The organism is Mesorhizobium sp. LNHC229A00, assembly GCF_000502415.1.
Lineage (GTDB): Bacteria > Pseudomonadota > Alphaproteobacteria > Rhizobiales > Rhizobiaceae > Mesorhizobium.
The window spans coordinates 156,564-168,525 of sequence record NZ_AYWQ01000004.1; the positions used below are offsets into that span (position 1 = coordinate 156,564).

General features: G+C 63.4%; 7 protein-coding genes and 2 pseudogenes. 3 read left to right on the forward strand and 6 right to left on the reverse strand.

The genetic code is table 11. The annotated features are described in order from the left end of the window. Positions 1-21: 21 nt before the first annotated feature. Positions 22-2,667 (reverse strand): aminopeptidase N, encoded by a 2,646-nt coding sequence (gene pepN / locus X742_RS158860; protein WP_023771596.1) that lies wholly within the window; start codon positions 2,665-2,667, stop codon positions 22-24. 345 nt (positions 2,668-3,012) lie between these two features. Between pepN and X742_RS158855 the strand changes: the two genes are divergently transcribed. Further along, entirely contained in the window at positions 3,013-3,978 is a 966-nt protein-coding gene (locus tag X742_RS158855; RefSeq protein ID WP_023771598.1) for a DMT family transporter, read from the forward strand. On the opposite strand, the gene X742_RS158850 is transcribed toward X742_RS158855, so the two are convergent. The 3 genes from X742_RS158850 to X742_RS158840 all read right to left on the reverse strand — a co-directional run bounded on the left by X742_RS158850 (position 3,979) and on the right by X742_RS158840 (position 6,446). Continuing rightward, positions 3,979-4,791, reverse strand: a complete 813-nt coding sequence (locus tag X742_RS158850; RefSeq protein ID WP_023771599.1) for a helix-turn-helix transcriptional regulator — start codon at positions 4,789-4,791, stop codon at positions 3,979-3,981. Positions 4,792-4,844: 53 nt separating this feature from the next. Continuing rightward, the gene (locus X742_RS158845) at positions 4,845-5,711 is read right to left on the reverse strand and encodes a uracil-DNA glycosylase family protein (protein ID WP_023771600.1); all 867 of its coding nucleotides are present in this window, start codon (positions 5,709-5,711) and stop codon (positions 4,845-4,847) included. A gap of 90 nt (positions 5,712-5,801) precedes the next feature. Next, entirely contained in the window at positions 5,802-6,446 is a 645-nt protein-coding gene (locus X742_RS158840) for a hypothetical protein (protein ID WP_023771602.1), read from the reverse strand. A 220-nt stretch (positions 6,447-6,666) separates the two neighbouring features. Between X742_RS158840 and X742_RS01000000169940 the strand changes: the two are divergent. After that, positions 6,667-8,441 (forward strand): annotated as a pseudogene (locus tag X742_RS01000000169940) (electron transfer flavoprotein-ubiquinone oxidoreductase). 137 nt (positions 8,442-8,578) lie between these two features. Continuing rightward, positions 8,579-9,175 carry a DUF922 domain-containing protein gene (locus tag X742_RS158835; protein ID WP_023771603.1) on the forward strand — a complete coding sequence of 199 codons (597 nt, stop codon included), beginning with the start codon at positions 8,579-8,581 and terminating at the stop codon, positions 9,173-9,175. 63 nt (positions 9,176-9,238) lie between these two features. On the opposite strand, the gene X742_RS158830 is transcribed toward X742_RS158835, so the two are convergent. Both X742_RS158830 and X742_RS158825 read right to left on the reverse strand, forming a co-directional pair. Then, positions 9,239-10,249 carry an endonuclease/exonuclease/phosphatase family protein gene (locus X742_RS158830; RefSeq protein WP_023771604.1) on the reverse strand — a complete coding sequence of 337 codons (1,011 nt, stop codon included), beginning with the start codon at positions 10,247-10,249 and terminating at the stop codon, positions 9,239-9,241. A 220-nt stretch (positions 10,250-10,469) separates the two neighbouring features. After that, positions 10,470-11,927, reverse strand: a pseudogene (locus X742_RS158825) (AMP nucleosidase); the annotation flags it as partial. Between the last annotated feature and the right edge of the window lie 35 nt (positions 11,928-11,962).

Consider the following 11,962-nt stretch of genomic DNA (forward strand, 5'->3'; position numbering starts at 1 on the left):
GCGGGGAAGAAGGCGGAGCGCCTAAGCCAGCGTGCGCTCGACGATGTCGCGCAGATCCGCCGACAGGTTTTCGGCATTGGCGATCGAAACCAGCACTTCTCGGGCCTTGGCTTGCCGGCCCGGTTCGAGCGAGCGCCATGACCTGAGCGCCGTCGCCAGCCTTGCCGCCACTTGCGGATTGCGCTTTTCAACCTCAAGCACCGTTCGTGCGAAGAAGCGGTAGCCTTCGCCGTCGGCGCGGTGAAAGCCGGTCTGGTTGGCGCTGGAGAATGTGCCGATCAACGAGCGCACCCGGTTCGGATTGCCCATTGAGAAGCCGGCATGAGCGGTCAGGGCGCGAACCGTGTCCACCGCCTGCGGCCCAGGCACGCTGGCCTGGATCTGGAACCATTTGTCCATCACCAGCGGGTCCGACGCATATGTCTGTTCGAAAGCCACCAGCGCCTCGCCTGCCTCCGGCGATCCGTGGTGACGATGCGCAAGCACGGCCAATGCGGCTGCCCGGTCGGTCATGTTGGTCGCGGAGTGGAAATGCCCGGCAGCCAATGCTGCTCCACCCGGCAGCAGCGAGAGATAATCCAGCACAATGTTGCGCAAGGCGCGCCGTCCCGCACTCGCCGCATCCGGGCTGAAAGCGCTCTTGTCGGCAAGGCTGTCGTAGAGGCCGGAAAAGGCCTCGCCATTGGCCATGCCGATCGCCCGCGCAAGCGCCTGTCGGGCCGCATGGATGGCATCGGGATCGATGTTCTTGCCGATGTCGCGGGCGATGTCGGCATCCCCCGGCAGCGCCAGCGCCAGGGCCCGGTAGGCTGGCTCCAGCGTCTCGTCGCTGGCGATGCTGCCGGCAAGCTCGGTCAGCCGTGGGGCGAAGTCCGGCTGTTTGCCGCCGAGGATCTGGCGGAAGGCAGCGATCAGCGCATCGGTCAGCAACGTGTTGAAGGCCTGCCAGCGCGAGAAGGCGTCGCTGTCATGGCGGGCGAGGAAGTACTGGTCGGCCGCCTTCTGCTCGACCGACAGCGTCACCGGCGCCGAAAAGCCACGGTTGAGCGACACCGCCGGGCGCTCGGCCACGCCCGAGAAACGCACCACATGGCGACGCTTGCGGACGTGGATGACGCCGTCCTCGACGCTGGCGCCCTCGACGTCGCTATATGCGACAGGTTTGCCGCCGGCGCCGATCAGGCCGAAGGCGAGCGGGATATGCATCAGCCGCTTGCGGCTTTCGGAGGGTGTCGGCGGCACCGACTGCTCGATCTCGAGCGTGAATTCCTGTGCGGCCGGATTGTGCGTCGAACTGACCGTCAGGTTGGGTGTGCCAGCCTGATGATACCAGAGCGCGAATTGTGACAGGTCGCGGCCGGACGCGTCCTCGAACACCTTGATGAAGTCCTCGATGGTCGCGGCCTCGCCGTCGTGGCGTTCGAAATAGAGGTCCATGCCGGCGCGAAAGACTTCGGGTCCGAGAATGGTGCGGATCATGCGCACCACTTCGGAGCCTTTCTCGTAGACCGTCGCCGTATAGAAATTGTTGATCTCGCGGTAGCGGCGCGGCCGCACCGGATGCGCCAGCGGGCCTTGGTCCTCGGGAAACTGGTGGGCCCGCAGCGTGCGCACCTCGGCGATGCGCTTGACCGCGCGCGAGCGCTGGTCGGCGGAGAACTCATGATCGCGGAAGACCGTTAGCCCTTCCTTCAGGCAAAGCTGGAACCAGTCGCGGCAAGTGATTCTGTTGCCTGTCCAATTGTGGAAATATTCATGCGCGATGATCGCCTCGATATTGGCGAAATCGGCGTCCGTCGCCGTCTCCTGGTCGGCCAGCACGTATTTGTCGTTGAAGATGTTGAGGCCCTTGTTCTCCATCGCGCCCATGTTGAAGTCCGACACGGCGACGATGTTGAAGACGTCGAGGTCGTACTCGCGGCCAAACGCCTCCTCGTCCCATTGCATCGACCGCTTCAGCGCGTCCATCGCGTAGCCGGCGAGCGCCTCCTTGCCGAGCTCGACATAGATGCCGAGCTCGACCTTGCGGCCGGACATAGTGACGAAATTGTCGGCGACCTGGCCGAGATTGCCGGCCACCAGGGCGAACAAATAGGACGGTTTGGGGAAGGGGTCGTGCCATTTGGCGTAGTGCCAGCCTTCGGCGAGATCGCCGCTCTCGACCGGATTGCCATTCGACAGGAGCAGCGGCGCCTCGTCGCGTCGCGCCTCGATGCGCACCGTGTAGACCGACAGGATATCGGGGCGGTCGAGGAAATAGGTGATGCGGCGAAAACCCTCCGCCTCGCATTGCGTGCAGTACACGTTATTCGAGCGGTAAAGGCCCATCAGGGCCTCGTTGCCGGCTGGGGCCAGCTCGGTTTCGATCAGCAGTTGGAAACGAGGTGCCGCCGGCGGTTTGAGCAGGGTCAGTTGGTCGGGGCTCGCCAGCAGATCCGCCGGTCTCATCATCTTGCCGTCGACCTCGATGCGTTTGAGCGTCAAACCATCGCCGTCGAGCACCAGCGGAGCCGACGTGGATATGTCCTCGCGGCGTTCGACGATCAGTATCGCGGTGACGACCGTTGCCTGCGGCGAAAGACGGAATTCAAGGTGGGTTTCCGGAATGAGGTAGTCGCTGGGGCGATAGTCCTCGAGTTTGAAGACTTGGCCGGTATCGGTGCGCATTCCCTGGCTTTTCCTGTCTTGTCCGGGGACCGGACATGATCTGACTGGTCCAAAAATTCGAAGTCCGCGCTCTTTACACGAAACACTCCNGTCTTGTCCGGGGACCGGACATGATCTGACTGGTCCAAAAATTCGAAGTCCGCGCTCTTTACACGAAACACTCCCTCGACAAAACTGCGGCAGGGCCTAATTCAGGTCATCCTTTCCTTGTCGCGAGGCAGTCATGACGGCCGTCACACCGAAATTCGGGATGGGCGCTTTCGTTCGGCGCGCCGACAATTTCCCGTTCTGCCGTTCCGAGAGCCGCAACGTGCCCTCGACCACGGGCAGAGACGCATTGCCAAAGTGACATCAGGAGCGGGGGCGCAAGCAGAGACGACGGGCGGCCACGGTACGCTGAGAGGCATCGTGCTGAAGATCGTCTCCGTTGCGGTTTTTGTCGGCATGCAAACCTGTATCAAGGCGGCAGGCGATGTGCCTGCCGGGCAGATCGTCTTCTTCCGTTCCTTCTTCGCCATCTTCCCGATCATTGTCTTCCTGACGTTGAAGGGACATCTGGCCACGGCATTCGTCACGAAACGCCCCTTCAACCACGTCGCGCGTGGCGTCGTCGGCGTCGGTGCCATGGGGCTCGGCTTTTTCGCGCTCACCAGGCTGCCTCTTCCCGAGGCGATCACCCTGAACTATGCCCAGCCGCTGTTGGTCGTGGTGTTCTCCTCGGTCTTCCTTGGCGAGACGATCCGCGTCTATCGCTGGAGCGCTGTCGCCATCGGCCTCATTGGCGTGCTCGTCATTTCCTGGCCGGAACTGACGCTGCTCAATTCGGATGAAGGTCTCGACGACCAGGAGGTCCTGGGCGTCATGGCCGCGCTGGCGGCCGCGGCAATCTCGGCTGTCGCCATGCTGCTCGTGCGCAATCTGGTGCAGACGGAGAAGACGGCGACCATCGTGCTGTGGTTCTCGTCGACGGCAAGCGTGCTCTCATTGCTGACGCTGCCCTTCGGCTGGCAGTCGCTGACGCCGATACAAGCCACGTTGCTCATCCTCGCCGGCTTTTGTGGCGGCCTCGGCCAGATTTTGATGACCGCGGCCTATCGTCATGCCGAAGCCTCGGTCGTGGCGCCTTTCGAATACACCTCGATGATCCTCGGCGTCGTCGTCGGCTATTTCGTTTTCGGCGACGTGACCTCACCCGGCACGCTGGTCGGTGGCGTGATCGTGGTCGCCGCCGGCATCTTCATCATCTGGCGCGAACGGCAGCTGGGTCTGGAACGAACGCGCACCCGCAAGGCTGCGCTGACGCAAGGGTGATCAGGACCGTTCCGACCGCTCGTTTGCCAAGCGTACCAGCACCACCCGTGTCTGCTCATCGGCCGGGAAAAAGGATTCGATCGCCAGTTCCGAAAGGGTGACATCCAGTGGCGTGCCAAACACGGTAATGGTGCTGATGAAGGAAAGCACCGTATCCCCATGGGCAAGCCGCAGCGGATGCACGATCGCATTCGGCTCGACCGGCTTCGGCCGGCTGCTCTGCAGGCCAGAGGGATAACCGCGAAGCTCTTGCTCCAATGCCACCAGCACCGGGTCACCGGCGGCATCGTTCTGATGTTTCAGCCGTTCGAGCAGGTGGGTGCGCCATTCCTGAAGGTTCACGATGCGCGGCGCGACACCACCTGGGTGCAGGCTGAGCCGCAGCACATTGACGGGTGGCTGGAGCAGCGAGGGTTCGGAAACATCGGCCAGGAATGGCCCGATCGCCGTGTTCGCCGCAACCAGGTTCCAGTGCCGGTCCACCGCCAATGCCGGAAACGGCTCATGCCCCTTGAGCACCATCTCGACCGCCGCCATTGCCGGTGCCAGCGTCGTATCGGTGAGCGGCCGTTCGCTGAAGCTCGGCGCGAAGCCCGCGGCCAGCAGCAATTGATTGCGCTGCCGCAGCGGGATCGCAAGCTGCTCGGCCAGATGCAGCACCATGTCGCGCGAGGGCGCGGCACGCCCGCTTTCGACGAAGGAGAGATGCCGTTGCGAAATCTCCGCTTCCATGGCGAGGTCGAGCTGACTCATGCGGCGGCGCGTGCGCCATTCGCGGATCAAGCTACCGGCGGAGGCTTGGGGCGTTGTCATGCAGGACGACTAGGCTGACGCTGAATGCATTTCAATTACCCGCGAGGTCATCGCTAGCTCACTTCCCGCAGCTTCGCCTTCACTTCGAGAAAATCCCGCCATGCCAGCTTCTTGTGCGCGGGCGTGCGCAAGAGATAGGCCGGGTGCAATGTCGGCATGGCCGGGATGGCAACGCCGGAACCCGTTGTGTGGACGCGCCAGTTGCCGCGCAGCCGCAGGATTCCTTCCGAGGTGTTGAGCAAGGTCTTGGCCGACGGGCCGCCGAGATTGATCAGCACCTTGGGATTGACCAGTTCGATCTGGCGCTCGATGAACGGCCGGCAGATCTCGGTCTCGTGCGGCGTCGGCGTGCGGTTGCCGGGTGGGCGCCAGGGAATGACATTGGCGATGTAGACCGAGCTGCGGTCGAGGCCGATCGCGGCCAGCATCCGGTCGAGCAGGCGGCCCGAGCGGCCGACGAAGGGCAGTCCTTCAATGTCCTCGTCGCGGCCGGGGGCTTCACCGACCAGCATGACAGCGGCTTGCGGGTTGCCGTCGGCGAAAACGAGGTTCTTGGCGGTGGCCTTGAGATTGCAGCCCTCGAAAGCGGCCATGTGCTGGCGTAATTCGTCCAGCGACATTGCCGCGTTTGCCAGCTGGTGCGCCAGTGCCGCCTGCGCTTCGTCGGGCACGGCCGAGGTGGGCGGGCGCGGGGCCGGAGCATCTGGCACGGCGCGCCCATCGAGGCGGGGCGGAGCCGTGCGCGGCTCCGGTGCGCTGCTTTCGCGTGGCGCCGTCGGCATGCGCTCCGCCGGCTTCGGCACGGCCTCAGCGAACCGATTGACCGGCACATCCTCCAAAGCCTCGTCTACACCCGCGCTAGCGTAGAAGGCGAGCAGATCGGCCAAATCGACCGGATTGTTGGGAGAGGCGGCAGTCATGGCCGCACCATCGTCCGGGCCGGATCAATTTGCAACCTCGGCGAAGTCGGTGGCGGCAGCCAATCCCGCTTGCCAAGGCGAGGTCGCGGTCTAGCCAGTGGGTATGCGTGGATCCTGCACCAGATAGAAGGTCCATCGCGGCGTGTAGTCGGTCATCAGGAATTCGAAGCTGGCGGTCTTCAGCGGGTCCACCTTGCCGTTTTTGAACAGCAACCGGTCATAGGGCTCGAAATCGCGGTCGAAATCGGCGAAATTGCTCGACCAGATATTGTCGGGCGTCTTGTTGCGCTGGTCGAACGAAAGCCCGTCTCCGAACACGCTTGGCTGGTCCAGTATTTCCTGAAGCTCGAACTGGAACTCGATCCAAGCCTGGCCGCTGTTGTTGAGGACGTCAATGCGCATATACATGATGCCGTTGGCGAACTCGCCTGCTCTGCCGAATGCCTGGATCGGCTTTGTGGTGCGGATGGTCAGCGTCACGGGTGTCGCCGAATTCAGCTCTTCGGTGATGACCAGCGGATCGTCCTTGGTTCCGATGCCGGAGGCTCCGGTGATGCGGAAACCGCCAAGCTCGTCGGAGAACGAGTACGCGCCTGTCGCCCAGACCTTCACTTCATCCGCGACGGCATGATCCGGGCTCAACGCCAGAAGGGCCAAAATAAGCGCCCGGCAGGCCCGGCCGGGCGTTGATGGAAAGCGCGTCGAAGAGAAGCCGCCTGGCCCGGGAATGCGCATGGCGGGAAGTATGGCCGATAAGCAAGCCGTCGAACAATAAAAAACGCAAGCCTGGCGGGTCGCGCCGCGCGGAAATGGCTTCTCTGCCGCGCAAAGCGCGACTTTTTGGCCAATTCGGCATTGTCACGTATGCGCCGGTTTCCTGTCGCCAATTGATGCGCTATGCAGCGCAGGAGCCAGCAAGATACGCCAACGGCGGCAAGCCAGTGCGGAGGGGTTGATGAGCGATATCGAACGCGAGAGCATGGAATTCGACGTGGTCATCGTCGGCGCCGGACCGGCCGGCCTCGCCGCGGCCATCCGCCTCAAGCAGGTCAATCCCGAGCTCTCCGTCGTCGTGCTGGAAAAGGGCGGCGAAGTCGGCGCCCACATCCTGTCGGGTGCCGTCGTCGATCCGATCGGCATCGACCGGTTGCTGCCTGGCTGGCGCGAGGAGGATGGTCATCCCTTCAAGACGCCGGTCACGGCGGACCATTTCCTGGTGCTCGGCCCCAGATCGGAAGAGCACACGTCNCTGGCTGGCGCGAGGAGGATGGTCATCCCTTCAAGACGCCGGTCACGGCGGACCATTTCCTGGTGCTCGGCCCCGCCGGTTCGTTCCGCCTGCCCAACATCTTCATGCCGCCGCTGATGGACAACCACGGCAACTATATCGTCTCGCTCGGCAATGTCTGCCGCTGGCTGGCTGGCAAGGCCGAGGCGCTCGGCGTCGAGATCTACCCGGGCTTTGCCGCGGCCGGCCTGCTCTACAATGAAGAAGGCGCCGTCACCGGCGTCGTCACCGGAGACATGGGCGTCGAGAAGGACGGCACGCATGGTCCGGGCTTCGCGCCGGGCATGGCGCTGATGGGCAAATATGTGCTGATCGGCGAAGGCGCGCGCGGTTCGCTGGCCAAGCAGTTGATCGCTAGATATAAACTCTCCGATGGCCGCGAGCCCGGCAAATACGGCATCGGCCTCAAGGAACTCTGGCAGGTCAAGCCGGAGAACCATCGGCCGGGTCTGGTGCAGCATTCCTTCGGCTGGCCGCTGGACATGAAGACTGGCGGCGGTTCGTTCCTCTATCATCTGGAGGACAACCAGGTGGCGGTCGGCTTCGTCCTCCACCTCAATTACAAGAATCCCTATCTGTCGCCTTTCGAGGAATTCCAGCGCTTCAAGACCCATCCGGCGATCGCGGGCACGTTCGAGGGCGCCAAGCGCCTGGGCTACGGAGCGCGCGCCATAACCGAGGGCGGCTGGCAGTCGGTGCCGAAATTGTCGTTCCCGGGCGGTGCGCTGATGGGGTGCGCGGCGGGCTTCGTCAACGTGCCGCGCATCAAGGGCTCGCACAATGCGGTGCTGTCGGGGATGCTGGCGGCCGAGCATGTCGCCAAGGCGATCGGCGCCGGCCGTGCCAATGACGAGCTTTCAGCCTATGAGGATGCCTGGCGGGCGACCGACATCGGCAAGGACCTGAAGAAGGTGCGCAACGTCAAGCCGCTCTGGTCGCGGTTCGGCACCATCATCGGCGTCAGCCTGGGCGGCCTCGACATGTGGCTGAACACGCTGTTCGGCGTCTCGCCCTTCGGCACGCTAAAGCACGGCAAGGCCGACTACGCGACGCTCGAGCCTGCCGCCCAGCACAAGAAGATCGTCTATCCAAAGCCGGATGGCGTGCTGACCTTCGACCGCCTCTCCTCGGTGTTCCTGTCCAACACCAATCACGAGGAAAACGAGCCGGTCCATTTGCTGGTCGGCGACATGGACCTGCAGAAACGCTCGGAACATGATGTCTTTGCCGGACCTTCCACACGCTATTGCCCGGCCGGCGTCTACGAATGGGTCGACAAGGACGGCAACGCCGCCGCCGATCCGCGGGCGAAGGACGTGCGCTTCGTCATCAACGCGCAGAACTGCGTCCACTGCAAGACCTGTGACATCAAGGACCCGAACCAGAACATCAACTGGGTGCCCCCGCAAGGCGGTGAAGGCCCGGTCTACCAGGGTATGTGACCCCTGCGCGCCGGGCCGTCCAGGGCGTGGCAGCAAAATTGAAGCGGAGTTCTGGCTGCAAGAGCATGCAGCACAGCAGAACCGTTGAAACTATCACCGGCTTATGGTTCCCTTCTCCGGGGACAAGGAGAAGGCCGATGCGCCGCACAGTTCTGACATGCCTCATCGTCATCGGGACACTGTGCGCGCCGGAGGCCCTGGCCGGCACCAGGGCAATCGTCCAGACGCGGACCTACGACATCACGGGAAACTCGGGTACGGCCTTCATCGACGCGATGGACAGCAAGGGGCCCAAGCATGGCTTCATGACGCATGCCATCGCCACAACCGCCTATACGGTCGACTGGGATCTCGGCGGAGGCCAGGACAACGGCGTCTGCCGGCTGCGGCGGGTCAACGGCACGCTCAATCTGTTCTACACCTTCCCTCGCGTAGGGTCGCCCATGGCGCCGACGTTGAAGAGGCGTTGGAACAGATTTTCCGCGGGTGTTCGCGCCCATGAGGAAACACATGGGCGCATCGCCAGGGAGATGATGCGCGTGACAGAAAGGTCGATAACTGGCCTGCGGGTCGCCAACGACCCATCATGCAACAAGGCGCGCCGCGAGGCTCGGCTTCGCATCAAGACCGTTTATGCAGAATATGAGGCGAGACAAAACGCCTTCGATCGGCGCGAGCATAGCGATGGCGGCCATGTCGAACATTTGATCGCTGCCTTGATCGGGAAACCTTGAACGAGTGATCCGTTCGCCATCTCAACGCTTCGCCGCGGCGCGGGTGCTCCATTCGTTGACGCGTCAGCTGTGCGGCTCAGCAGGCAAATCGTGCGCCGCGAGCGCAGTGGCGTGCCCATCGTCAGGCTGCTTCTCATCGGACCGGACCGAAAATTCGACCAGCACCGGCAGGTGGTCGGAGCCGGTATCTTCCAGCCGCGTCGAAGACAGGATCGTCACGCCGCCTTTGCTGAACACCTGGTCGATCGGCAGGCCTGCATAGCGGCGCAGGAAGTCCGGCAGTGTCCGGTGGATCCAGGTCGGGCCGGCGGAAGGCATGAGTGTCAGACCGCCGAGAGCCGCGACCCGCCGCACCGCGGCACTCCACGGCACGGCGTTGCAATCGCCCGCCATGATCGCGGTCTCGGCGAGCGCGGCGAGTGGCTGCGCCAGTTCGCCGATCTGCCAGTATTGCTCCTTCGGCCAGGGCCAGCTCAAATGGATCGCGGCGACATCGACATCGGTGCCGCCGAAGTCGACCGTGGCGATAGCCATCGCGCCGCGCGGCTCGCAGCGCGGCGCGGCGTCGGCGGCAAAGGGCCGGCGCGACAGCAGCGCCACGCCGAACATGCCGTTTGGGTAGGGGCAGAGGATTCGGTAGGGGTAAGCGGTGGCGATGTAGCCAAGCTCGGTCGTCCACATCTGCGACACCTCGTCGAGCGTGATCACGTCCGGATTGGTGCGGCCGATCAGTGAGAGCACTTTCTTCGGTGTCGGGTTGTTGAAGCGAAGATTCATCTGCAGCAGGCTGTAAACGATCTGGCCGGTCGGCTTGGCGGCCGCCTGTTGTCGCCACCCTTTGGGCAGCGCACCCGTCGTTGTGGCCAGGCAGGAAATGGCAAAAAGCAGCCCGGCCGCCGCTTGCAGCCGAAACGGGCTGGCGAGCAGCGGCAGCGCCAGAAGTGCCATCAGCACGCTGAGATGAATACGGAAATGCGAGAAGGAATCGAACGCCGGGTGCAGCGCGCCGAGAAATCCGGCCAACAAAGCGGCGGACAATGCCGTCATCGCCAGGAATGCCAGCCCAGCCGTCATATTCAAGCGCGCGCCTGTTGTCATTGAGGTCGTGTCTGCGAGGTCGTATCCGCTGAATGTCGCCTGTCGGTCCGTTCGATCTGATATCGGCCAAATTGCGGCCTGAGCAAGACGACGAATTGCCTCGCCGAGGCGTCGCGGTGGCCTACTGGAATGCAGTTTCCGAAAAGCTCCGGAGCTTGCGCGAATGCAGCCGCTCCATCGGCATCTCCGCCAGCTTCTCCATCGCNGTTTCCGAAAAGCTCCGGAGCTTGCGCGAATGCAGCCGCTCCATCGGCATCTCCGCCAGCTTCTCCATCGCCCTGATACCGATAGTCAGGTGCTGCGCCACCTGCCGCTTGTAGAACTCGGTCGCCATCCCAGGCAACTTCAACTCGCCATGCAGCGGCTTGTCGGAAACGCATAGCAGCGTGCCGTAAGGGACGCGGAAGCGGAAGCCATTGGCGGCGATAGTCGCCGATTCCATGTCGAGCGCAATGGCGCGCGACTGCGACAGGCGCTGCACCGGTCCGCGCTGGTCGCGCAGTTCCCAGTTGCGGTTGTCGATGGTGGCGACGGTGCCGGTACGCATGATGCGCTTCAAATCATAGCCCGACAGGCCGGTGACCTCGGCGACGGCTTCCTGCAGCGCGACTTGGATCTCGGCCAGCGGCGGGATCGGCACCCAGACCGGGAGATCGTCGTCCAGTACATGGTCCTCGCGCACATAGGCATGCGCCAGCACATAATCACCCAGCGCCTGGGTGTTGCGCAGCCCGGCGCAGTGACCAAGCATCACCCAGGCATGTGGCCGAAGCACTGCGATATGGTCGGTGATGGTCTTGGCGTTGGAAGGACCCACGCCGATGTTGACCATGGTGATGCCGCCATGGTTCGGCTTCTTCATATGATAGGCCGGCATCTGCGGCAGGCGCTGTGGCGCTACGCCTTCGCTAGGCGCGCTCTGTCCGGCCCGGGTAATAACGTTGCCAGGTTCGACAAATTCCGTGTAGCCGTCACCACCCTTTTCCATCAGGTCGCGGGCGCGGGCGACGAACTCGTCGATATAGAACTGATAGTTGGTGAACAGCACGAAGTTTTGGAAATGCTGCGGGCTGGTTGCGGTGTAGTGCGTCATGCGGTGCAGTGAATAATCGATGCGCTGCGCCGTGAAAGGCGCCAGTGGCCGGGGCTCGCCGAAGGCCACTTCGAACGTGCCATTGGCGATCTGATCGTCGGTGCCGTCGAGATCCGGCACATCGAACAGGTCGCGGATCGGCCGCTTGATGCGTTCGGCGGCGGCGCCGTCGACATAGGTGCCTTCCAGAAAAGCGAAATGCAGCGGGATCGGCGTGGTCGATTCCGAGACGGTTACCGACACGCCATGATTGCGCATGATCAGCCGAAGCTGCTCGATGAGGTAGGTCTCGAACAGGTCCGGCTGGGTAACCGTGGTGGCGAAATGCCCTGGTGTTGGCATGTGGCCATAGGCCTGGCGCGAGTCGACCTGGGTGAACGAACTCGTGGTGACGCCGATCTCGGGGTAGAAGGCCCGGTAGCGCTTGCTGCTGTCGCCGCCGGCGGCTAGGGCCGCGAAGGAATCGCGCAGAAACTTGGTATTGCGTTCGTAGAGCACCTGCAGCGCGGCAACGGCCTTCTCGGCGTTATCGAAGCTTTGCCGGCCAAAAGGCTCGGGCATGACGACAGATTCGATGGCCTGGGGATAGATTCGCT

Coding starts and splice junctions, on each gene's coding strand:
- pepN (WP_023771596.1), bottom strand. CDS start 2,667: ATGCGCACCGATACCGGCCAAGTCTTCAAACTCGAGGACTATCGCCCC.
- X742_RS158850 (WP_023771599.1), bottom strand. CDS start 4,791: ATGACAACGCCCCAAGCCTCCGCCGGTAGCTTGATCCGCGAATGGCGC.
- X742_RS158845 (WP_023771600.1), bottom strand. CDS start 5,711: ATGACTGCCGCCTCTCCCAACAATCCGGTCGATTTGGCCGATCTGCTC.
- X742_RS158840 (WP_023771602.1), bottom strand. CDS start 6,446: ATGCGCATTCCCGGGCCAGGCGGCTTCTCTTCGACGCGCTTTCCATCA.
- X742_RS158835 (WP_023771603.1), top strand. CDS start 8,579: ATGCGCCGCACAGTTCTGACATGCCTCATCGTCATCGGGACACTGTGC.
- X742_RS158830 (WP_023771604.1), bottom strand. CDS start 10,249: ATGACGGCTGGGCTGGCATTCCTGGCGATGACGGCATTGTCCGCCGCT.